This is a genomic window from Pseudarthrobacter sp. PvP090, assembly GCF_040547365.1.
GTDB lineage: Bacteria > Actinomycetota > Actinomycetes > Actinomycetales > Micrococcaceae > Arthrobacter.
In genome coordinates, this window is record NZ_JBEPPO010000010.1 from 148023 (window position 1) to 169045 (window position 21023).

At 66.8% G+C, this 21023-nt stretch carries 20 protein-coding genes; 11 read left to right on the forward strand and 9 right to left on the reverse strand.

Annotated features, from left to right (window positions below; all coding sequences use genetic code 11):
• Positions 1–12: 12 nt before the first annotated feature.
• Together ABIC21_RS13420 and ABIC21_RS13425 are read left to right on the forward strand one after the other, a co-directional pair.
• The gene (locus ABIC21_RS13420) at positions 13–1668 is read left to right on the forward strand and encodes a sialate O-acetylesterase (RefSeq protein ID WP_354350888.1); all 1656 of its coding nucleotides are present in this window, start codon (positions 13–15) and stop codon (positions 1666–1668) included.
• A gap of 60 nt (positions 1669–1728) precedes the next feature.
• The gene (locus ABIC21_RS13425; protein WP_354350889.1) at positions 1729–2277 is read left to right on the forward strand and encodes a hypothetical protein; all 549 of its coding nucleotides are present in this window, start codon (positions 1729–1731) and stop codon (positions 2275–2277) included.
• A 7-nt stretch (positions 2278–2284) separates the two neighbouring features.
• On the opposite strand, the gene ABIC21_RS13430 is transcribed toward ABIC21_RS13425, so the two are convergent.
• The gene (locus tag ABIC21_RS13430) at positions 2285–2776 is read right to left on the reverse strand and encodes a hypothetical protein (RefSeq protein WP_354350890.1); all 492 of its coding nucleotides are present in this window, start codon (positions 2774–2776) and stop codon (positions 2285–2287) included.
• Between the two features lie 68 nt (positions 2777–2844).
• Entirely contained in the window at positions 2845–3312 is a 468-nt protein-coding gene (locus ABIC21_RS13435) for an SRPBCC family protein (protein ID WP_354350891.1), read from the reverse strand.
• A gap of 171 nt (positions 3313–3483) precedes the next feature.
• Here ABIC21_RS13435 and ABIC21_RS13440 point away from each other — a divergent pair, with 171 nt between their 5' ends.
• Together ABIC21_RS13440 and ABIC21_RS13445 are read left to right on the forward strand one after the other, a co-directional pair.
• On the forward strand, positions 3484–4401 hold the full coding sequence (locus tag ABIC21_RS13440; protein ID WP_354350892.1) for a hypothetical protein: 918 nt from the start codon (positions 3484–3486) through the stop codon (positions 4399–4401).
• Positions 4398–5234 carry a hypothetical protein gene (locus ABIC21_RS13445; protein ID WP_354350893.1) on the forward strand — a complete coding sequence of 279 codons (837 nt, stop codon included), beginning with the start codon at positions 4398–4400 and terminating at the stop codon, positions 5232–5234. Before ABIC21_RS13440 ends, ABIC21_RS13445 begins: the two co-directional genes overlap by 4 nt.
• A gap of 27 nt (positions 5235–5261) precedes the next feature.
• Here the strand turns inward: ABIC21_RS13445 and ABIC21_RS13450 are convergent, their stop codons facing one another.
• Positions 5262–7037, reverse strand: coding sequence for an alpha/beta fold hydrolase (locus ABIC21_RS13450; protein ID WP_354350894.1), 1776 nt, complete (start codon positions 7035–7037; stop codon positions 5262–5264).
• Positions 7038–7141: 104 nt separating this feature from the next.
• A complete protein-coding gene (locus ABIC21_RS13455) occupies positions 7142–7756 on the reverse strand; it encodes a hypothetical protein (protein ID WP_354350895.1) in 615 nt (204 codons plus the stop codon).
• Positions 7757–7902: 146 nt separating this feature from the next.
• Between ABIC21_RS13455 and ABIC21_RS13460 the strand changes: the two genes are divergently transcribed.
• The 6 genes from ABIC21_RS13460 (at position 7903) to ABIC21_RS13485 (ending at position 14530) form a co-directional block, all read left to right on the forward strand.
• Entirely contained in the window at positions 7903–8451 is a 549-nt protein-coding gene (locus ABIC21_RS13460) for a GNAT family N-acetyltransferase (protein WP_354350896.1), read from the forward strand.
• A 49-nt stretch (positions 8452–8500) separates the two neighbouring features.
• Complete coding sequence (locus ABIC21_RS13465; protein ID WP_354350897.1) at positions 8501–9766, forward strand: 3-hydroxyacyl-CoA dehydrogenase family protein; 1266 nt, start codon at positions 8501–8503, stop codon at positions 9764–9766.
• Positions 9767–9831: 65 nt separating this feature from the next.
• A complete protein-coding gene (locus ABIC21_RS13470) occupies positions 9832–11022 on the forward strand; it encodes an acyl-CoA dehydrogenase family protein (protein WP_354350898.1) in 1191 nt (396 codons plus the stop codon).
• A gap of 10 nt (positions 11023–11032) precedes the next feature.
• Positions 11033–12667 (forward strand): AMP-binding protein, encoded by a 1635-nt coding sequence (locus tag ABIC21_RS13475; protein ID WP_354350899.1) that lies wholly within the window; start codon positions 11033–11035, stop codon positions 12665–12667.
• Positions 12664–13863, forward strand: coding sequence for an acetyl-CoA C-acyltransferase (locus ABIC21_RS13480; protein ID WP_354350900.1), 1200 nt, complete (start codon positions 12664–12666; stop codon positions 13861–13863). Before ABIC21_RS13475 ends, ABIC21_RS13480 begins: the two co-directional genes overlap by 4 nt.
• Positions 13847–14530, forward strand: a complete 684-nt coding sequence (locus ABIC21_RS13485) for a TetR/AcrR family transcriptional regulator (RefSeq protein ID WP_354350901.1) — start codon at positions 13847–13849, stop codon at positions 14528–14530. Before ABIC21_RS13480 ends, ABIC21_RS13485 begins: the two co-directional genes overlap by 17 nt.
• A gap of 367 nt (positions 14531–14897) precedes the next feature.
• On the opposite strand, the gene ABIC21_RS13490 is transcribed toward ABIC21_RS13485, so the two are convergent.
• Both ABIC21_RS13490 and ABIC21_RS13495 read right to left on the reverse strand, forming a co-directional pair.
• The gene (locus ABIC21_RS13490; RefSeq protein WP_354350902.1) at positions 14898–15581 is read right to left on the reverse strand and encodes a response regulator; all 684 of its coding nucleotides are present in this window, start codon (positions 15579–15581) and stop codon (positions 14898–14900) included.
• A complete protein-coding gene (locus ABIC21_RS13495; RefSeq protein WP_354350903.1) occupies positions 15574–16809 on the reverse strand; it encodes a sensor histidine kinase in 1236 nt (411 codons plus the stop codon). The genes ABIC21_RS13490 and ABIC21_RS13495 overlap by 8 nt, the downstream gene beginning before the upstream one ends.
• Positions 16810–17090: 281 nt before the next feature.
• On the opposite strand from ABIC21_RS13495, the gene ABIC21_RS13500 reads away from it, so the two are divergent.
• Positions 17091–17876, forward strand: coding sequence for a GNAT family N-acetyltransferase (locus tag ABIC21_RS13500; RefSeq protein WP_354350904.1), 786 nt, complete (start codon positions 17091–17093; stop codon positions 17874–17876).
• 49 nt (positions 17877–17925) lie between these two features.
• Here the strand turns inward: ABIC21_RS13500 and ABIC21_RS13505 are convergent, their stop codons facing one another.
• The 3 genes from ABIC21_RS13505 to ABIC21_RS13515 all read right to left on the reverse strand — a co-directional run bounded on the left by ABIC21_RS13505 (position 17926) and on the right by ABIC21_RS13515 (position 20914).
• Positions 17926–18207, reverse strand: a complete 282-nt coding sequence (locus tag ABIC21_RS13505; protein ID WP_354350905.1) for a hypothetical protein — start codon at positions 18205–18207, stop codon at positions 17926–17928.
• A gap of 156 nt (positions 18208–18363) precedes the next feature.
• Positions 18364–19650 carry an MFS transporter gene (locus ABIC21_RS13510; protein WP_354350906.1) on the reverse strand — a complete coding sequence of 429 codons (1287 nt, stop codon included), beginning with the start codon at positions 19648–19650 and terminating at the stop codon, positions 18364–18366.
• 22 nt (positions 19651–19672) lie between these two features.
• Positions 19673–20914, reverse strand: a complete 1242-nt coding sequence (locus tag ABIC21_RS13515) for a M20 metallopeptidase family protein (RefSeq protein WP_354350907.1) — start codon at positions 20912–20914, stop codon at positions 19673–19675.
• Positions 20915–21023 lie beyond the last annotated feature (109 nt).

Below are 21023 nucleotides of genomic sequence, written 5' to 3' on the forward strand. Positions count from 1 at the left end.
AAGAGTTTGGCAATGGGGATTAGAGGGCTGCTGGTCGGCTTTGCGGTTATTGCCCTGATGCTCGCAGGCGTTGTGCCTGTGCGGGCGGCGGAGACGGTCACCGTCCTCCACATGTTCCTGGCGGCGGGGCAGTCGAACATGTCCGGGCGGGGTCTGCCCCCGGGGGGCACGGATGACCCGGCGGATCCGCGGATCTTCGAGTACGGGGCGACCGAACGCCAGCTTTGGCAGGCGGACGTGCCCCTGGACATGCACGACACCGCGACCGGGATTTCGCCCGCCACAGCCTTTGCCCGTAATTACCTGAAGACCCAGCCCGGCAACGTCGGGGTCCTCATCATCCCGGCGGCGCACGGCGGCACGGGATTCACCACCTCCCCGGACACACTCACTTGGACACCCGGCGCGGCCACCGCCCCGGAATTCGATCTTCCCGCCCTGGCCGTGAAACAAACCCTGGAGGGCGGCGCGGCGGCGAAGGCGTCCGGCCGCACGGTTGAGCTCAAAGGTGTCCTCTGGCACCAGGGCGAAAACAACGCGACCCTGACCACGACCGGCTACAGCGCCCGGATGGATGCCATCATCGCCTTCTTCCGGGACAAGCTGGGGGTGCCGAAACTCCCCGTTGTGGTGGGGCAGATGGCACCTGAGGGAATCGCAGCAGACCCGGTCCGGCTTAACGTCGACAGGTCCCATCGCGAAACCCCATCGCGGGTCGCCAACACCGGATTTGCCGCGGCGACCTCTGGCGGCACCAATGCCGGCGACATGATCCACTTCTCCCGGACCGGCGTCGAATTCCTAGGAAAAAGCTACCTTTCCGGGTACGAGCAGGCCGCCGCCGCCGTCGTCGACAACGGCACCCTGAACGCCCCGGTGCCTACGATCAACGGTGCAGCGAAGGTCGGGACCAACCTGACAGTGGTTCCCGGGGCCTGGGGCCCGGCGCCAGTGACCCTGACGTACCAGTGGTATCGCTCGGGTGCCGCGATAGGCGGCGCCACGGGCGCCGCCTACACCCCTGTCGCCGAAGATTTGGGTGGGACGATCACCGTGAAGGTCACCGGCTCCAAGGCTGGCTACCCGACGGCCTCCAAGACTTCAGCCAGCACTTCCACCCTTACCAAGGGCGTCCTCTCCGCTGCGGTTCCGACGATTGATGGCACCCGGAAAGTGGGCTCCATACTGACCGCCGTGCCCGGGGCCTGGGGACCGGCGCCGGTGACCCTGACCTACAAGTGGTACCGCGAGGGTAGTTTGATCAGCGACGCCAGGGCTGCCACCTACAAGGTCCGCACCGGTGATGCGGGCCGGACCCTCACCGTGAAGGTCACAGGGTCCAAGACTGGTTACTCGACGGCCTCCAAGACCTCCGCCGCTACCACCGCCATCGCGAAGGGAACGCTCACTGCGCCGGTGCCCACGATCACCGGCAACCCGGTTGTCTATTCCACCCTGACCGCCGTGCCCGGCGCCTGGGGACCCAAACCGGTGACGCTGACGTACAAGTGGTACCGTTCGCACGTGCTGATCAGCGATGCCAGGGCTTCCACTTACAAGGTCCGCACCGGTGATCGGGGACGGACCATCACCGTGAAGGTGACCGGCTCCAAGACGGGCTACTTCACCAACACCAAGACGTCCGCCGGCATCAAAGTGGCCGGGTAGCATGCACTGGGACGGGTGTGCCGCGACGCAACTTCTGATCAACGAACTGGGGAAACAACCATGAAGGCCCTCATCACGGCTGCAGCATTGATCGCCCTCTTTGGACTAACCGCATGCACCGGGCAGTCTGAGACGGCCAACCCGGCGCCAGCAAGCCCGTCCGCCACGGCGGCGTCAGGGCCGGCGGAAGCTCCTGCCGCGGACTCGGCCTCGGCGCCGGCCGCGCCGGCCGCGCCGGCCGCGCCGCCCGCGGAAACACCTGCCGCGGACTCGGCGCCGGCCGCGCCGCCGGCGGCCAATCCCTCCCCACTTACCGAGGGCAAGGTCCACTTCACCGGTGATTACACAAAATTGACCCCCGCGGACTCGGCGAAGATCACCGAACTCGGGAAGCAGTGGCGGACCGCTGACAAGCAAGCCCTGTTCCAGGAGAAGATGGACGGGTCGGGTCTGAGCCGCAACGTCCCCCCCGAACAGGCCGAAACCTTCTACGGCCAGGCCGCGGAGGCTTGCCAGAGGCGCTTTGACGGTTACAAGCCCCCGCTCGAAGGGGTCTGGCTAGAAATCGAGAACCTTGCCCTGAGCGTCTACTGCCCCGGGCTGGAGTAAAACGGGATCATTCTCCGCCATCCCGCTCGTCGGCGGCCGCGCCCGTGGAGATTCCGCACAGCGTGTCGATGTAGTCCAGCGTTTTGGGACTGACGTGCCGCACGGTCCCAAGGGCCTCCCGGAGAACGCTTCTCCTGGCCGGGTCACCGAGGGCGCCTCGGAGTTCCACGACCGTCTCGATACCCTGACGTTCGAACACGCAGGTTAGGTCCTCGACCTGGGCGAGACGGCCCGGCGAGGGCCAGTCGATAACGTCCGCGAGCTTCCCCGTGTCGAGCCGCCGGCGGAATCCGCTGGTCGTGGCGGCATCAGGCCAGGCTGCAACGAGAGCCGCAACGCGAGGCTTGACGGTCGCGTGGTAGTTCTGCCGCCGCTGCAACGTGGCATCGACAATGATCGCCCCGAGGTGGTCCCAGGCGCGGCTGACTTCGGTCGAGGCGTCTGCGCCGTGGGAATCCGTTGTCGCCGAAGAATTGGCCGCATCTTTATCGATAGTCATAAGTGAATACTTCCATGCGCTGGTCCCCTGCCACAGATGCCAACGTCGCCACGAACCAGGCTCGTGCTTCACACCGACCGGAGATAGTCCCGCAGCAAGGGGAATTCCGCGTGCACATGGGCATGAAGGTCCGCAGTGAACCGGGGCGTGAAGTACAGCCGCAGCAGCGGGTCCAGAGCGCTCCCGATTCCAGGCCACCCGGCCGTGATCGTGTGCCGCACCGACACCCCGCCCGGCACCGGGGAGAGCTCCAGAGAAAGGCGGGCCGGTAGAGGCACGATCTTGCGGAACCGCCACACGAGCGTGCGGCCCGGCTCGAGCGCCTCCACGACCCCGCGCAGGCGCACACGGCGCCGGCCGATGAACTCGTCCATCACCACCACATCTCCCACCCCGCCGGTGGTGGGCCCCAGCACGTGCAGCCGCAAGTGGGTGCCCGGCCACCACCCCCGGTACTGCTCATCGGTGCAGGCCACCATGAAGTCGGTTACCTCACGGCCCGTCAGCCCCGCGATGTCGACCCTCGACTCGATCACCAGCATCGGCACCCCCCGCTTCGTCCTGCGGCCCTGGATAGCCGCACTGGCTCACCTCAGCTATCTGCTGACGCCGCCTATTAGTCAAGGCCCAATGCTCCTAATCTTGTTGGTAGGGGCGGACCTGAACTCGCCCGCTCCAGCCAGATATAGGCAATAAAAAGCCCGGCGATGCGTCCCCGAGGGGATCACTGGCCACGTTGGGATGCTGCCGGCCCGGACGAGTGGGCAAGCGAGTTCGGCAAGGGAGCCGCCCTCGGCGACGCCGGTGACGGCACCACCGTGCCCTTCCTGCTCGGCAGCATCAGCTCCTCAGCGGTTAGTTTCATCCCCGTGATCGGGTGGATCGCAGGGGCGATCCTGGATTTGCGCGACCTCATCGCCAACACCGTCAAGACCGACTGGGTCGCCGCCGGCATGTCCCTGGCCGGTGTGGTCCCGTACGTCGGGGACACCGCGAACATCATCGCGAAGGTCACCAAGTTCCTTGGCCGCAGCGCACACCTGGTCGATGACGTGGTCGCCGCGATCGCCAAACTGGACGATGTCCCGGCCCATGTCCGAGCGGACATTGTCGCCGGTATCAACAGCAACTGGGACGCGCTGCGCAAGGCGGCCCCGGGCATGAGCGATACCAGCTTCCTGCGTCTGGCCTCCTCACGGCAGGGCGCCGACCACATAGTAAGTGCGCTCAAGCGGTCGAACGCTAGTGTGGGCACGTCGATACCGTTCGTGAGCCACTGGCGGGAGGCGGAGGACGCCGTGGCGGGCCTGTTCAACGTCGCCGCCCACCAGCGGCAGCTTTATCGCAGGGCGCCCGACTTCACCTTTGGGCGGTACGCCGACATGATCGACGACGCCGGTTTCATGCGTGAGGTCAAGTCCGGCTTCGTCCCTTTCGGATACAAGGTTCGGCGCCAGATCGAGAAGGACGCGGCGATCCTCGCGGACGCAGCGGGACAGAACGATGAGGTCCTGGGCGTGGTCTGGCACTTCGTGGGCGGTCGAACCGGTTTGCTCGGCGCCGACCCCCGCGTGCTGGACTTGCTTGACGCGAAAGGCATCGCCTACATTATTCATCTGCCATGACTAACTATCGCGACTTGAGCAAAGCCGGGGCCGCCGCCGCCCTCCAGGAGTTTCTCGACGAACGCGGCCCGGCGCTGGAGCGGCTTCGGGAGCGGCTGGTGGCCGATGGCCAGGACCCGGCTGAGTTCCTGGACGGCACCCCGGAGAGCTTCGTTCCCTTATGGCGTTGGTTGTTGTCCCGCCTCACCGTCCGGGACGCCCCCGGCGCGACGGACCCCGCCTCCGTGCCGCGGGAGGCGTGGCCGTCGTGGGAACGGTACACAACCGAGGTGGAGCGGACCCTGTCGCTGGAGTCCCTCACGCTCCTGGACGGTCTGGTGTCCTACGTCGCGGCTGTGGTGCGGGACCGTGCGCCGCTTGCACGTTGGGAGATAGCGCGCGATCCCCACAAGCGCTACCACTACAACAACCACCCCGTCCTGGTCAGCGGCACGGGCGAAAATCACAACTTCCTGCCCGGGCTTGCCGTGGTCAGCGCACGCGGGGCCCTTCTCGGGGTACGGGAGTCGCCGGACGACACAATGGCGGTGTACGTGCGGCGGCTCATCGACCGTCTAAATGAAGGCGACGGCGGCACCGTCGGGACCATGGAATCAGAACCGCCCTTCGAGATAGAGGACGTCCGCGACGAACCAGGCGGCTACGACTTCGAGATCGGCCTGAGCGACGAGATCGCCAACGAACGGTCGGCCGAGGTCGACCGGCTCATCCGCAAGCTGTCCCGTGAGGACGGCATCCACGAGGTCCTCCGGGAGGACCGGGAACTGATCCTGGTACGGGCACCGTCATGGAGCAGCGACGCGCTCCAGACGTGGATCGCCGAGCGCATCTGACGACCGGTCAACCGTTGCGGGAAAACGTCAAGGTCTGCGCAGGAATTTCCGCACGGTACCGACATACTCCGCGGTCCGCGTGGTCATCACACCGTGGCCGGCGCCCGCGAAAAGACGGACCTCCGCCGCGGGATAGAGGGCCCGGAGGGCCGCGCGGGCCCGGGGCGAGAACGCTTCGTCCCGCTCGGATTCGATCAGCAGCACCGGCGACGGCGGGGCCGTGGGCGCCCCTGCAACTGGCAGATGTGCGAACTCGTTCATTTCCCGCAGGGCGGACAGCAGATCCTCTTTGCCCAGCCGGTTGAGGATGTCCGAAAGCAGCTCATTCCAGAACAACGAGTCGCCCTGCGCGTCCGGGACGAACCAGCGGCGCCAGTTCCAGCCGGTCAGGGAACGCACGGCGCTTTCCGGAAGGACGGCGAGGAAGCGAGTCAGGAGCGGGAGTAACGGCAGCGGGGCTGCGGCGGGGCTTCCGGTGTTGGCGAGCACCAGGCGCCGCACACGTTCGGGATGCCGGCGGGCGAACGTTTGGGCAACGAACCCGCCGAAGGAGGAGCCCAGCACATCCGCCCGCCTGACTCCCTCGGCGTCGAGGATTGCAGCCAGGCCGTCGGCGAGCCCGGCGAGGCCGGTGCCGGCGGGGTAAGCCGGCGCGATGACGCGGAAATCCCGTTCCAGCGCTTCGATCAGCAGCATGTACATGTCCGGCAGCCGTGTCCCCCCGGAGGGGAGGAGGACCGTCTGCTCGCCCACACCGCCAGCAACGTAATGCCAGCGAACGCCGTCGACGTCGAGCGTGCGGTACCGGTGGCTGGCGCGGAACCCGGCGAGCCGGGCATCCAGCGCCGGCCCGGTCTCCCGGTCGTCCCGGCGGCGGGGCTCGGATGCCGGGGGGTGCGTCGTCGTGGCCGGGCTTTCGTTCCGGCCTGCGGGAAGGGGGCGGCCTTCGAGGAAGCGTCCGACGACGTCGGCGTACTCACTCGGGTGGGTGACGGCCGCCCAGTGGCCGCCCCCGCGGAACACGTAGGCCCTGGCGCCGGGATAGGCGGCCAGCAACGCTTCGCGTTCGCGGGGCGTGAAGCCGCGGTCGTCGGCAGCGGCGATCACCAGCACGTCCTCCGGGCGCCCGAAGGTCGACGCGGCGTCACGGTCCGGATGCTCCGCCAGATCCAGGAGCACCGCCAGGCGCGCCTGGGCCGATTCCTTGGTGTGGGCGGCGAAGAGGTCCTCCGTGTAGGCGCTGAGGAAGGCACGCTCGTTGTCTTCCGCCCCCGCGACAAGGCGGGCGATCCTCGGGCGGTAGAACGCGGCGAGGGCGGACTTGGGCAGCAGCGAGAAAACGCGGACAAAGACGCCCGCCAGTCGCGTATGGCCACGGGTGTACAGGCCGAACCCGGAAAGGACGAGCCTGTCCACCCGCTGCGGATAACGTCGTGAAAACGCGTGCGCGACGCCGGCACCGAAGGAATGCCCGAAAACACTCGCGGACGGGATGCCCTCGGCGTCGAGTATGGCCGCGATCCCCACCACAAGTTCGGCCACGGTTCGCACCGGGGGATAGGAGGGGGAGATGACGCGGAACCGGGGTTCGAATGCGGTGACCGTGCGGAACGCGGAATCGCCGAAGGAGAAGCCGCCGCCCAGGACGAGAAGCGCCGGTTTAGCTTCCTTGGGTCCGGCGGGATCGTCCTCGGCGTGCGGCGCGGCGGGTCCCGCGATGTACTTCCATTCGACGCCGCCGACTGTCAGCGACCGGTACGGGTGGGTGGCACGGAACGCCCGCAACTCGGCATAGCCGTCCATGGAACCTCCCGCCGGATGGCCTGATAGGAGGGAGACTACGCCGCAGCTTCCGGCCATCGCAACGGATGCCGGACCGGCAACGCATCAGCACCGACGGCGCGGGGTTACCAGAATTTCTGCACGCCGGAGGAGGCGCCACGCAACCGGGACCCGTCGAGGGAAATGGAGCACTCCTCCAGTCCGAAGTCCTTCCACGCTGCAACCAGCCGCAGTGTCCCCGCCGGCGGCAGCGGCCAGAGCCAGAGCGAGCCGGAGCCGGAGAGCTCGTCGTCGCCGCCGTTGCCGCCGCCGTTCCTCATCAGGAGCACCGGTGGATCAGGCTCCTCGGTGCCCTCGAAGAATCCGTGGGGGTGCGCCCCGGTACTGGACTTTGAACCGTCAGGGAAAGCCGCGCCGAACAGAAGCATCGATGTTCCTCCGGCGCCCCTGCGGACGCCAGGTCCGGGCCGGAAGAACATCTCGTTGAGGTCCGCCCATTCCTCATCGGTCTGGTCGCCCCGGCGGATGGTCCAGGACACATCGAAGGAACACCCCGTCGAGAAGACGTCCGCGCTCTTGACGGCCATCACCATCGTGGGACTCCGGTGCAGGAACTGACCGATATGGACGACGACCGGAAGCTCGTACAGCGGGGCGCCGGCCCACACCGGCGGGACATACCTGACCGCCCGCCCGCGCGGCGGAGTGGGCGGCACCGGAAAGTCCTGGAAGAAGGTCATGGACGGTCCTTTCGTCGGTGGGCGCCGGCGGGCGAAAGATCCCCCAAATCGAACTCATCGCGCCAGTCTAGACAGGTTCACGGCGGACTGTCCGGTTCCCTCGCCCGTCGGGCGGCCGTAACTGCGCGTCTGGTTGACTGGTCCGTATGATCAGGGACGCCAGGGCAGAGGACCTGTCGACGATTCGCGGCATCGAAGTCGCCGCGGGCGAGGCATTCCGACTGATCGGTATGGCAGCGATCGCGGACGATCCGCCGCCCGCACTGGAGGCCTTGGCTGTCTACCAGCAGGATGGCAGGGCCTTAGTGGCCACCGATTCCTCGGATGACCCGATCGCCTACATCCTGCTCGTCGTCGTCGAGCGGTTCGCGCATATCGAGCAGGTGACCGTCCACCCCGGATACGGCCGCCGCGGTATTGGCCGGTTGCTGATCGAAGAGGCGGCCTCCTGGGCCAGAGCACGCGGACTGGACGGACTGACCCTGACGACCTTTGAAGAAGTTCCCTGGAACGCCCCCTACTACAGGCGCCTGGGATTCCGGGAGGTGCCCGAGCCTCAATGGTCGGACGGCATCCGGCGGATCGTGCGGTCCGAACGCGACCACGGCGTGGCGGCCTGGCCGCGCGTTGTCATGAAGCGGGCGGTCACATCTGGAGGCAGCTCAACCGGCCCGGGGCGTAACCCATCTAGGTGAAACTCGGTACCTATTGACGTGAGACTCAGTTTCACGGTAGAACGGTGACATGGTTCCTGACAATGTCGTTGAAACTGCCACGCCCGCGGGGACCGGCACAGCTGTCGCCGGAGTTCCTGGAAAGTCGGCCCGCGCATATGCGGCGGCCCTTCTGGCCGCTGAACGGCAAGGGCCGCTGGGCGCGCCTGGCGCAGTTCCGCGCCCCATCCGACGCGCTGGCGTAATCGGAGCCGGGCTCATGGCCAGTCAGCTCGCCGTGCTCTTCGCCAGGCAGCTTGGGGTTCCGGTCCTGATCACCGATCTGTCCCAGGAAAAGGTGGACGGGGCTCTCTGCGGGATCGCCGGACATCTGGACAAGCTGGTGGCGCGCGGGCAACTCACTGAAACAGCGGCGCGGGAACTTCGCAGTCTTGTCCGCGGAACGGTGGACAAGCGCGAATTCCGGGACTGCGACGTGGTCATCGAGGCCGTGTTCGAGGAACTGAGCGTCAAACGCGCCGTCTTCGCCGAGATCGAGCCCCTGATGCGCGCAGATGCGCTGCTGCTGACGAACACCTCGTCCCTTTCCGTGGCAGCAATCGGCCGCGGTTTGACCAATCCGGAACGCGTGGTGGGACTGCACTTCTTCAATCCGGTGGCGGTGCTGCCGCTGGTGGAAATCATCAGCACAGGAGACAACGACGACGTCAGCGTCGCCTCTGCCTGTTCGCTCGCCCGGCTTCTGGGCAAGACGGCGGTCTTGGTCACGGACACGCCGGGCTTTGTGGTGAACCGGATCCTGAGCCGGCTCTTCTGCGAACTTCTCCGGATCATTGATGACGGGGCAGATATACAACTCGCGGACCACGCCTTGGATCCGCTGGGACTGCCCATGACCCCGTTGACCCTGCTGGGTTTCATCGGACCCGCCGTCCAGCTGCATATCTGCGAGACCATGCACGCCGCCTACCCGGACCGCTTTTACGTCAGCACCAGCCTTGCCGCCGTCGCGAAGGCGCGCCTGCGCGGCTATCTCGATAAATCGGGCACCGTGCTTCCCGAGGCAGCCGCTCTGCTGCCGAATGCCGACGCCGGCCTTCCGGCACCCGGCGCGGAGTCCGTCAGGGCGCGGATCCTGGATGCCCTGGCGGAGGAGGTGGGCCTGATGCTGGCCGAAAACGTGGTGGCCGGCCCGGCGGAAGTGGATCTGTGCATGCTGCTCGGCGCCAACTTCCCCGTGCATCAGGGCGGCCTCACACCGATGCTTGACCTCAGCGGCGCTTCCCGGCGCGTATGGGGAAAGGAATTCCACCCCGGCCCCGGCTTTACCGGATAGCCACCGCGCGCGGGCCGTCCAAACAAGCCCCGCTTACGTCACCTCCCTCCTCAATCCCCTAAAGGATGCAAGCCATGCCTGACTATGACGTCGCCGAACCGCTCGATACCGACTACTACTCCGTCTTTGCGAATATTCCTGCCCCCGACCGTGAAGTCTGGAACCGCGCCCGGGCCTTCACTGCGGAGGCAATGCCGCAGATGAACGACTACTGGGAGCGCGCCGAGTTCCCCGCCCACCTGGCGAAGCGGATGGGCAGCATGAACCTGCTGGCCGACGGCCTTGACGTCCCGGGCCTGGACCTGATGTCGCCCCTGGGCGCCGGACTGGTCAACATGGAAGTCTCCCGCGGGGACGGTTCGCTGGGTACCGTGATCGCAGTGCAGGGTGGCCTGGCCATGCGCTCGATTGCACTCTTCGGGTCCGACGCCCAGCGCGAGACCTGGCTTGGTCCGCTGGGCCGGGGCGAAAAGCTCGGCGCCTTCGCCCTGACGGAACCGGACCACGGCTCGGACTCCGTGGCACTGGAAACCACCGCCACCCTCGACGGCGGGGAGTACGTCCTCAACGGCGAGAAGAAGTGGATCGGCAACGGCTCGGTGGGGGATGTCACCGTGGTCTGGGCACGCGATGACGCCGGCGATGTCCGCGGCTTCCTGGTGGAGCAGGACCGGGAGGGGTACGACGCCGAGACCATCACCGGAAAGGCGTCGCTCCGCGCCATCCACCAGGCCCGGATCAGGCTCAACAACGTCCGCATCCCCAAAGCCAATCTGCTCCCCGGCGCGCGCACGTTCAAGGACACCTCCAGGGTCCTCGTGGCGACGCGGCTGGGCGTGGCCTGGTCCGCCCTGGGCCACGCCACCGCCGTCTACGAGGCCGCGCTGAACTACGCCACGCAGCGGACACAGTTCGGCAAGCCGCTGGCAAAGTTCCAGCTGGTCCAGGAACGGCTGACCTATATGCTCTCGGAGCTGACCAGCATGCAGCTGCATTGTGTCCACTTGGCGGGTCTTGATGCGGCCGGTCTGATGCGCCCCACGCAGGCCGCGATGGCGAAATACCACAACACCCGCAAGGCCCGCGAGCTGGCATCCATTGCCCGTGACATGCTCGGCGGCAACGGCATCCTGCTGGAAAACCACGTGATCCGGCACCTGCTGGACATCGAATCCATCCACACCTATGAAGGCACGCAAAGCATTCAGACCCTACTAATCGGCCGCGATGTCACCGGACAAAGCGCCTTCGCCTAAAGGACCCGCCATGACCACCATCGAGCGTCCCAACGAAACTCCGCTGAGCCCCCTGCGGTTCCTCCAGCGCTCCGCCGAGGTCTTCGGACAGAAGACGGCGATCATCCACGGCGACCGCTCCTACACCTACTCGGACTTCGCCGCCGAAGCCCAACTGCTGGCCAAGGCGATCAGGAGCAGGATCCAGCCGGGCGACCGCGTGGCCTTCCTGAGTCCCAATGTGCCTGAACTGCTGATTGCCCACTACGCCGTTCCCCTCGCCGGGGGCGTCCTGGTGGCCCTGAACACGCGGATGTCCGCCCGGGAACTGCAGTACATCCTGGAACACTCCGAAGCCAGGCTGCTGTTTGCCGATTCGGAACTGCTGGGCACCGTGGCGGGACTGGACCTCGGCCTGACGCAGCTGGCCGGCGTGATCGAAGTGCCCGACAGCACGATCCCCGATCCGGTGGTCCCGGCGGGTATTAACACCACCCGCTATGCGGATTTCCTCGCGGGACCGGATGGCCGGGACGCAGATCTCCCGTGGGGGGTCCAGGACGAACGCGCCCCCATCACGCTGAACTACACCTCAGGGACAACGGGCAAGCCCAAGGGCGTGCTGTATTCACATCGCGGGGCTTACCTGAACTCACTCGGGGAAACCATCCACAACCAGTTCAGCGGCGACACCCGCTATCTGTGGACCCTTCCGATGTTCCACTGCAACGGCTGGTGCACGACATGGGCAGTGACCGCCGTCGCGGGAGTCCATATCTGCCTGCGCGCCGTGCGCGCGGATGCCGTCTGGGACGCCATCGACACCCTCGGTGTCACCAACCTCTGCGGCGCCCCCACGGTGTGCAGCATCATTGCCGGCGCGCCCCAGGCGCACGAGCTGACGGCGCCGCTGCTGATCACGACGGCGGGCGCCCCGCCCTCGCCCGCTATCATCACGTCCCTCGACTCACTCGGGATCACCGTGGTGCACGTCTACGGGCTGACCGAGGTGTACGGCCCCTACACGATCTGCGAGTACCAGTCCGAGTGGGATGATCTGTCCCCCCAGGACCGGGCCGTGAAGATCTCACGCCAGGGCGTGGGGATGCTGCAGGCCGAGACGGCGCGCATCGTGGACCTGGACATGCTCGACGTCCCGGCGGACGGCACAACGCTGGGTGAAATCGTGCTGCGGGGCAACAACGTGATGCTCGGATACTTCAAGGACCCCGAGGCCACGGCCGAGGCCTTCGCCGGCGGGTGGTTCCACACCGGAGACCTCGGCGTGATGCACCCGGACGGCTACATCCAGCTCAAGGACCGGGCCAAGGACATCATCATCTCCGGCGGCGAGAACATCTCCACCATTGAGGTGGAGCAGGCCATCAGCAGCCATCCTGCGGTGTTGAACGTGGCCGTGATCGGTGTCCCGCACGAGAAATGGGGCGAACGTCCGGTTGCCTTTGTCATCCGGAGCAGCACCCTTCCGGTCACGGCTGAGGAAATCCGCGCGCATGTCCAGGGCCTGCTCTCCGGATTCAAGGTGCCGGACCGCATCCTCTTTCCCGATGAACTCCCGCACAATTCCACCGGCAAGGTCCTGAAGTCCCGGCTGCGCGCCCTGGGTGTCAGCGCCGTTGCTCTCAGCCCGGAGGCCGCCAAATGAGCGGCCAGGACATCGTCATCGTCGGGGCCGCACGCACGCCGCAGGGAAAACTGATGGGCCAACTGGCTGCGCTGAGCGCAGTGAAGCTTGGTGCCGCCGCCATCGCCGCGGCCCTGGGACGCTCCGGGATCGATCCGGCGGCCGTTGACGCCGTCATCGTGGGCCAGGTACTGACCGCCGGTGCGGGCCAGAACCCGGCGCGCCAGAGCTCCGTGGCGGCAGGAATACCGCTCAGCACCCCCGCCGTCACGGTGAACAAGGTGTGCCTCTCCGGGTTGACGGCCATCATCGAGGGTGTCCGGCTGCTGAGACTGGGCGAGGCGGAGATCGTCGTGGCCGGCGGCCAGGAATCCATGAGCCAGGCGCCGCACCTACTCGCCGGCTCGCGCGCCGGTTACCTCTACGGCAGTGTCACGGTCCTGGACTCGGCCGGCCACGATGGACTCACTGATGCCTTCGACGAGGAGCTCATGGGTATTGCCACGGATCGGGCCAACGGGAACCTTCAGCTGTCCCGCGTGTCGCAGGACCGGATCGCGGCGCTGTCGCACCAGCGTGCGGCCGCGGCCCAGGCGCAGGGGCTGTTCGACGCCGAGATGGCCCCCGTTGCCGTGCCGCAGAAGGGCAGCCCACCCGCGTTGGTGAGCCTCGACGAGGGGGTCCGCCCGCAGTCCACCCAGGAGGTGCTGGCCGGGCTGAAGCCGGCCTTCACCGCCACCGGGACCGTCACGGCCGGCAATGCCTCCCCGTTGAGCGACGGCGCCGCGGCCGTTGTGCTGGTGAGCCGCGCGTACGCGGACGCCAACGGCCTCGAGGTGCTGGCCGTCGTCGGGCCCGCCGGGCAGATTGCCGGCCCGGACACGACGCTGCCGGACAAACCGGCGCTGGCCATCACCGCGGCCCTGGCCCGCGCGGGTTGGACGCCCGGTGACCTTGACTTCGTGGAGATCAACGAGGCCTTCGCTTCGGTGGTTGAGCACTCCGCGGCCGTTCTGGGCCTCGGTTTGGACAAGGTGAACGTCAACGGCGGTGCCATCGCCATCGGACATCCGATCGGCGCCTCCGGAGCACGCCTGGTCGTCTCGGCCGTCCATGAGCTGGTCCGCCGCGGGAGCGGCAAGGCCGCCGTCGCACTCTGTGGCGGCGGCGGACAGGGCGACGCGCTGTTACTGTACCGGGATGGCATCAGTGGCTAATTTCCGTTCCGAGGTGGCCGAGGCCGCCCTGGATCTGTTCACCGACAACGGCTACGACCCAACCAGCGTGGACGATATCGCCCTGGCGGCCGGGATCTCCCGGAGCACGTTCTTCCGCCAGTTCCGCGCCAAGGAAGACGTGATCTTTGCAGACCACGAAGCCTTGCTCGATGAGCTTGGCAGCTACCTGGCCGCGGGCCATGCCGATCCGTGGGAAGCGGTGTCCCAGGCCGCGGCACTCGTCTTTGGGAAGTTCTCTGAGCGCCGGAAAATCGCCCAAAAACGCTACCACGTGGTGCAGGCGGTGCCCGCGCTCCGGGACCGGGAAACGATCATGGTATCCCGCTATGAGCGGCTTTTCTCCGACTACCTCCGGCAGTCCCTCCCAGGCCTGGCGGCACTTGATGCCATCCGGTTCGCGGCGGCCGTTACGTCCACGCACAACTATGTGCTGCGCGAAATGATGCTGGATTCGCCCCGCGGATCCCTCCGGAACCTGGAACACGAACTGCTGGCAGTACGCCGCATCTTCGGCGTACTCTCCCCAGATGACTCGTCCGCCGCCCCCGCAGGGGATGACCTCGTAGTCGCCGTCTTCTCCCGATCCACACCCACCGCTGAGGTGGCGCGCCGCATCCAGGACACGCTCGACGGGCGCTCCAGCTAGCCGCTGCGTCCAACCGCGCCAGGTGGCTGAGGGCCTCATTGCGCACGCGCGCTCCGCCGCCGCATCGGCGGGGTCGCCGTGGGGGTGTCTGGCAGGCACTGCCACCGGACGCCCGGCGTGCGTAGCGTGGTGGATGTGGACAGAAAAGAGGAAATCCGTGCGTTTCTGATTTCACGGCGCGCGAAGATCTCCCCGGAACAGGCGGGCATCCCCAGCTACGGGGAGCGGACGCACCTGATGGACCTGGCGCGGACGGCAAACGCAACGTCGCGCCGGGCACCCCGCCAGCCAACTCAGCAGCGGGTTCGTCCCGGTGTGCTGAGGGCGGCAGGTGCCCTGTTCGAAGATCGTGCGGAGGTTGGGCCGTTCAGGCGCCGAGCAGGCGGCGTTCGTGGGCGAAGGCGACCAGCTGCAGCCGGGTGCGCAGGTCAAGTTTGTCCAGCACGCTGCGCAGGTGGGTCTTGATTGTGGCTTCCGAGACGAACAGGCTCTCCGCCATTTCGCCGTTACTCAGGCCCTTGGCGGCGAGCAAGAAGACGTCACGCTCGCGTGCGGAAAGGACGTCCAGGACTGACAGGTCCGGCCCCGTGTTGGGAGCGTTTCTGGCGGCATGTTCGAAGAGGGAATGGATGGATCCTGGCGCGATGACGGAATACCCCGAGTGGACGGTGCGGATGGCCGCCAGCAGAAATTCAGGTTCTGCGCTCTTGAGCAGGTACCCGGTGGCCCCGGCCTGCACGGCCTGGACCACCGCCTGATCCCGGTTAAACGTGGTCAACGCGATGATTTTGGGCTGGTCTGTGCCGGCAGCTTCGGAGTGCTGCACGATCCGGCGGGTGGCTTCCACCCCGTCCATAACAGGCATACGCAGGTCCATCAGCATGACGTCCGGATGACACTTGGATGCCAGGGCCACGGCCTGCTCACCGTCCGCGGCTTCGCCCGCCATTTCCATGTCCGCCTGACTCTCCACCAGCATGCGGATACCCGCACGGAACAAGGGCTGGTCATCGACCAGCGCGACGGTGATGGCCGCCCCGGCGTCAGCCACGGTCGTCTGCTTCGCGTTCAGGCAACGTCCGTCCGGTCAAACCACTTCCGGCGAACACCGGCTGGTCTTCCCCGCCCCCAGTTTCTATGGACGGGGCTTCGGTCTCGACGCCGGCTTGGCCGTCGCCCGGGATGGCTGTCCGGGCTCCGAACGGAATGAAGACCATCACGCGGAAGTGTTCGCCGTCGGGTCCGGCCGTCAGCCATCCGCCAGCCAAGTGGGCGCGTTCACGCATGCCGGGCAGGCCCCGGCCCACCCGGGACGGGGCCGGATCCGCAGCAGCCTCTTGAGTGGCTGGGGCAATGGCCGAGGCCACGTGCAGGGTCAGACCCGGCCCGCTCCAGTCGAGGTGAAGCCGCACATCCGTGCCGCGCCCGCCATGTTTGAGCGCATTGGTCAAGCACTCCTGCACGATCCGGAAAACCGCTACTTCCTGTCCTGTGGAGAGCTCCACCGGTGTCCCGGATTCGCTGCGGTGGATTTTCAAGCTGCCGCGCTGCATGCCTTCGATGAGTGCGGGAATGTCGCTCAGCCGCGGTTGCGGCGTCACCATACCGTCATCGCGGACGCCCTCGATCGCGCGCTGCGCATCCACCAAGGCGCTGCGGGCGGAGCGGGCAATAGTGTCCAGGGCGTTTAGGACGGCCTTGGGCTGGTCCTTGCTCAGGTAGCGCGTCCCATCTGCCTGGGCGGCGATGACGGCCAGGGAATGGGCGAGGACGTCGTGCAGATCCCGGGCGATGCGTGTCCGTTCCTGCTCCACGATGAGGTCGATCTCGGTTTCCTTCAGGCTGTTCTGGGCCAGTTCCCGGGCCCGGAACAGACTGCCCCGTTCTTGATACAGGGCGAGCAGAAGTCCGACGGCGGCGCAGGCCCCGGCGATGAGCAGGAGGAGCGCAAAAAGCTGCCAGCCATAGTCCTGCAGCATCCACCGATCGCCGGCGTACGCAGGGGGGAACCAGCCGACACCGTCGCCGTATCGCCACGAGAGCATCAGGAACGCCATGATGGCAGCGGCGAGCACGTTCGCGCCCGCCGCGATGTACCGCAGCCGCGGCGGGGCGGTCCACAAGATGAAGCCAAGGGCGATGAATGAGCCCAGATAGATGGCCCAGTGATTTGAATACATCGGCGGCAGGGCATGGCCTAACTGACCGAAGAGGAGTGCGGCCGTGAACCCGAGGGACACCAGGGGTTTCCAGGACGCCGCGGCAATTGCCAATGTCATAAGCACCAGCGGCCAGTTCCCGGACCACGCCAGCCAGGACCCTCCCATTCTGCCGGCCTCAGCCACACACCACAGGGAGAAGAAAAGGACGGCCGCCACGGGGGCACCCCAACGCCGTGCAAATTTCAGAACTGGTTCCATGCCAGTCACCCTATCCACGGCAATCACCCGCTTCACTCCATATCGCGGCAATCTCATCCTAAAAGCCAGATGATTCATTCTTTGAGCCAGATTCCGGCGAGGATCCCGCGCCGGACCCGGCCGTTGTACCGTAGGGGCCGATGGCTATTTCGACATTTCTCACGGCGTACGACCAGCAGCTCCGGACGGATGCGGAGACCGCGAGTGCGGTCGCCGTCGTGCGGCTGGGCCCGTTGCGGCTCGTGACCTTCGAGGGCGGCCGCGGTTTCGTGACTTATCAAGACCTCGATAGGGCCAGCGCGGAAACAACTGGGGACCTGGTGGCGGAAGCGCTGGGGTTCTACCGAGCGGATCCGGCAATCCTGCGGGTCGAGTGGAAGACCCGCGGCCACGATCATGCGCCCGGACTCCATGAGGCGCTGCTCGCGAACGGATTCGAGCCTGAAGAGGCCGAGTCGATCATGATCGGTCCGGCCAGCGCGTTGGCCGTGGACGTGGACCTCCCGCCCGGCGTCAGCCTGCGGCGGGTGACCGAAGAACCGGATATCCGCGCCATGAGCGCCATGCAGGACAAGGTGTTTGGCAACCCCGTCTCTGACGGCAACGCTGAAGCGATCCTGCGTCGGGTGGCATCCGACGACGGGATGGAACTATGGGTTGCCGAACATCAGGGGCTGATCGTCAGCGCGGGCCGTCTTGAACCGGTTGCGGACACGGAATTCGCCGGCATCTGGGGCGGGGCGACCCTCGAAGAATGGCGCGGCCGGGGGATATACCGCGCCCTGACCGCGGCACGGGCCCGGGCCGCGGTGGCGCTCGGAAAAAGGCTCATCCACAGCGATTCAACGGAATATTCACGGCCCATTCTGGAACGCTACGGATTGCTCCGGGTGTCAACGACGACGCCGTATTGCTGGCGGCGCTGAGGTCCGTGGTCACCCGTTGCTGGCTTCCTCGCCTCAGCACGCACAGCCGCTACTCGTCGTCGTCCGGGTGCATTTCGTCGCTAAGTTCGGCCAGTACGTCCGCCGCGTCCTGGCTGCCCGCCGCTGCGAGGCGCTGAAGCTCCTCCGTGTCACCCTTCTCGGCGGCGAGTTCCACGAGCTGGTCCACGGCGCCCCGGCTGCCGCCGCCAGCGAGACGACGCAATTCGTCGAAGTCCCCTCGTTCCGCAGCACGCTCAATCAGTTCGTCGATTGCATCGCGGTCACCGCGGGCAGCCTGTTCACGCAAAGCCGGGAGTTCAGAATCTGACATCGGGAGAACCTTCCATGGGCTGTCGGTGGCGGACATGCCATAGCCGCCCGATTCCGGGCCGCGCTAGAGAAGCGTTGCCCGGAACCGGGAGGTGATGATGAAGCATACCGCCGCGGCCCAATAGGCTCTAGATCCCCCCTCCCCAGCACGGTGCTCCTAGTGTGTCAGGTCCTTGCCCTTGGTCTCCGGGATAGTGAAGACGAACAGCACGCTGACCAGCAGCAGCGCCACGGCGTAGACGTTGAACACGTTGGCGAGGCCGATAGTTCCGAGCCAGGTCTGCAGGTACGGGGCGGTCCCGCCGAACACGGCCACGCAGATGGAGTACGGGACGCCGACGCCGATGGTCCGGATGCTGGTGGGGAACAGTTCCGCGTAGACGGCCGGGACGATCGCGGCGCTGGCGGCAATGAAGATCAGCATGACGGACATGGCCACGGCCAGCTGCCACGCCGAATCCTTCAGCAGCCAGGTCATCGGGAAGTGCATGACGGCGGCTCCGGCCGCGCCGGCCCAGAGCACCTTCTTGCGGCCGATCCTGTCGGACAGCTTGCCCCAGAACGGTAGGGCGGCGATGAACACGATGTTGGCGATCACACTGGCCCAAAGGGTTTCACCGCGGTCGATCTTCAAGGTAGTGGCGGCGTAGCTCGGGGCCACGACACCCCAGATGTAGTAGATCACCGTGAGGCCCACGGTCAGTCCGATGACCTGGAGGGCCTGCTTGCGGTACTGCACGATCTGCGGCCAGATCGGGGCGCGCTTCTCGGAGGCCGTCTCGCCTTCGAAGGCCTCGGACTCGTGCAGCTTGGAGCGCATGATCAGCGCGTAGAGGCCCATGACGGCACCGACCAGGAAGGGGATGCGCCAGCCCCAGTCATTCATGGCCTCGGTGCTCAGGGTCATGTTGAGCACGGCGCCCAGCAGGGTGCCGGCCAGGATACCCACCGTGCCCGAGGTGTAGATCAGGGTCGCCCACAGGCCGCGCTTCTCCTTCGGGGCCACTTCGGAGAGGTACGTCTGCGACGACGGCAGCTCGCCGCCATGGGCCAGGCCCTGGATCAGCCGGGCCACCAGCAGCATCACCGACGCCCAGACGCCGATGGTCGCGAAGGACGGGGCGACGCCGATCATGAGGCTGCCCAGCGACGCGAGGCCGACGGCGAGGGTCATGGATGTCTTGCGGCCGATGCGGTCGCCGATCCAGCCGAAGAGGAAGCCTCCGACGGGCCGTGCCACGAAGCCGACGGCGAAGATCGCCAGCGTCGCCAGCACCGCCGAGGCGGGATCCGCCTTGCTGAACAGCTGGCTGGCGATGAACGGCGTGAACGTGGCATAGATGGCCCAGTCGTACCATTCGACGGCGTTCCCGATGCCCGTACCGAGGAGGGTCTTCCGCGTGGCCGCCCGGCCGGAGAGCTGGGGGTTGGTGATGGTGGTCATGATATCTCCGAAGTAGTGGGGGCTAGGAAGCGAGGGACGTGGGGGTGCCGGCGGACGCCAGCGCCGCGATCCGGGCAATGGCGAGCTCGGCGTAGAGCGCCGCGCCGTCGGCGAGGACGCCGTCGTCGAACGTGGCGTACGGGGAGTGGTTGAACGCGGTCTCGGTGTGGTCCGCTTCCGGGGCGACGGCGCTGAGCCCGATAAAGGTGCCCGGCACTTCCGCCATCACCCGGGAGAAGTCCTCGGATCCGCTGAGGGGGGTGGCCCAGCGGGTCAGCCGGGACTCCCCGAACAGGTTCTGGATGGTTTTCTCCGCGGTGAGGGTCTCGTTTTCGTCCGTGATGCTCAGCGGGTATTCGCCGCGGTATTCGACTTCCACCTCCAGCCCGTGGGCGTGGGCGATGCCCTTCAGGAGAAGGGGAACAGCGGACATCATCCGTTCGCGGGAGGCGTGGGAGAACGTCCGGACGGTCGCTTCGATGCGCGCCGATTCGGGGATGACGTTGCGGGTGGTGCCCGCGTGCAGGACGCCGACGGTCAGGACTACCGGGTCGAACATGTTGAACTGCCGGGTGATCATGACCTGCAGCGCGGTCACCATTTCGGCGGCTGCGGTGACGGGATCCTTGGCCGCGTGCGGGGCGGAGCCGTGGCCGCCCGCGCCCAGGACCGTGATGAACAGCCCGTCCGAGGCGCTCAACATCACGCCCGGCTTGGTGGCGAACTGGCCGTACGGCTCCAGGGAGGAGAAGACGTGCATGCCGTAGGCGGCGTCCGCGCGCCGGCCCGCGGCGTCCAGCACCCCTTCGCGGATCATGTGCCCGGCGCCGTCGTAGCCCTCCTCGCCCGGCTGGAACATCAGGACGACGTCGCCGGCCAGCTGGTCGCGGCGTTCGGCCAGCAGGGTGGCGGCCCCGGCCAGCATCGAGGTGTGGAGGTCGTGGCCGCAGGCGTGCATGGCGCCGTCGACCCTGGAGGAGTAGCCGACGCCGGTGCGCTCCTGGACGGGAAGTCCGTCCATGTCCGCGCGCAGCAGCACAACGGGTTTGTCGGCGGAGGTGTGCGGTGCGCCGCCGCGCAGGACCGCGGTGACCGACGTCGTGGTCTCGCCGAGGGTGATTTCGTACGGCAGGCCGTCGAGGGCTTTGAGAACTTTCTCCTGGGTGCGGGGGAGTGCCAGGCCGATCTCCGGCTCCTGGTGCAACTCGTGGCGCAACCGGGTGATCTGGCTGTGTAGTTCCTTGGCATCGGCGGTGACCGACATATGTTCTCTCTTCCCGAACGGTTGGTAAGTGTTAGCACCAATTGTGAAGTGACTGGAGTCACACCCATAAGAATGGCTGGAAAAATGCAAAAGTATGATGGCTGGAACA

Coding starts and splice junctions, on each gene's coding strand:
- ABIC21_RS13495 (WP_354350903.1), bottom strand. CDS start 16,809: ATGACATTGGCAATTGCCGCGGCGTCCTGGAAACCCCTGGTGTCCCTC.
- ABIC21_RS13475 (WP_354350899.1), top strand. CDS start 11,033: ATGACCACCATCGAGCGTCCCAACGAAACTCCGCTGAGCCCCCTGCGG.
- ABIC21_RS13515 (WP_354350907.1), bottom strand. CDS start 20,914: ATGTCGGTCACCGCCGATGCCAAGGAACTACACAGCCAGATCACCCGG.
- ABIC21_RS13425 (WP_354350889.1), top strand. CDS start 1,729: ATGAAGGCCCTCATCACGGCTGCAGCATTGATCGCCCTCTTTGGACTA.
- ABIC21_RS13440 (WP_354350892.1), top strand. CDS start 3,484: ATGCGTCCCCGAGGGGATCACTGGCCACGTTGGGATGCTGCCGGCCCG.
- ABIC21_RS13430 (WP_354350890.1), bottom strand. CDS start 2,776: ATGACTATCGATAAAGATGCGGCCAATTCTTCGGCGACAACGGATTCC.
- ABIC21_RS13420 (WP_354350888.1), top strand. CDS start 13: ATGGGGATTAGAGGGCTGCTGGTCGGCTTTGCGGTTATTGCCCTGATG.
- ABIC21_RS13500 (WP_354350904.1), top strand. CDS start 17,091: ATGGCTATTTCGACATTTCTCACGGCGTACGACCAGCAGCTCCGGACG.
- ABIC21_RS13460 (WP_354350896.1), top strand. CDS start 7,903: ATGATCAGGGACGCCAGGGCAGAGGACCTGTCGACGATTCGCGGCATC.
- ABIC21_RS13465 (WP_354350897.1), top strand. CDS start 8,501: ATGGTTCCTGACAATGTCGTTGAAACTGCCACGCCCGCGGGGACCGGC.
- ABIC21_RS13510 (WP_354350906.1), bottom strand. CDS start 19,650: ATGACCACCATCACCAACCCCCAGCTCTCCGGCCGGGCGGCCACGCGG.
- ABIC21_RS13480 (WP_354350900.1), top strand. CDS start 12,664: ATGAGCGGCCAGGACATCGTCATCGTCGGGGCCGCACGCACGCCGCAG.
- ABIC21_RS13445 (WP_354350893.1), top strand. CDS start 4,398: ATGACTAACTATCGCGACTTGAGCAAAGCCGGGGCCGCCGCCGCCCTC.
- ABIC21_RS13485 (WP_354350901.1), top strand. CDS start 13,847: ATGGCATCAGTGGCTAATTTCCGTTCCGAGGTGGCCGAGGCCGCCCTG.
- ABIC21_RS13450 (WP_354350894.1), bottom strand. CDS start 7,037: ATGGACGGCTATGCCGAGTTGCGGGCGTTCCGTGCCACCCACCCGTAC.
- ABIC21_RS13455 (WP_354350895.1), bottom strand. CDS start 7,756: ATGACCTTCTTCCAGGACTTTCCGGTGCCGCCCACTCCGCCGCGCGGG.
- ABIC21_RS13505 (WP_354350905.1), bottom strand. CDS start 18,207: ATGTCAGATTCTGAACTCCCGGCTTTGCGTGAACAGGCTGCCCGCGGT.
- ABIC21_RS13470 (WP_354350898.1), top strand. CDS start 9,832: ATGCAAGCCATGCCTGACTATGACGTCGCCGAACCGCTCGATACCGAC.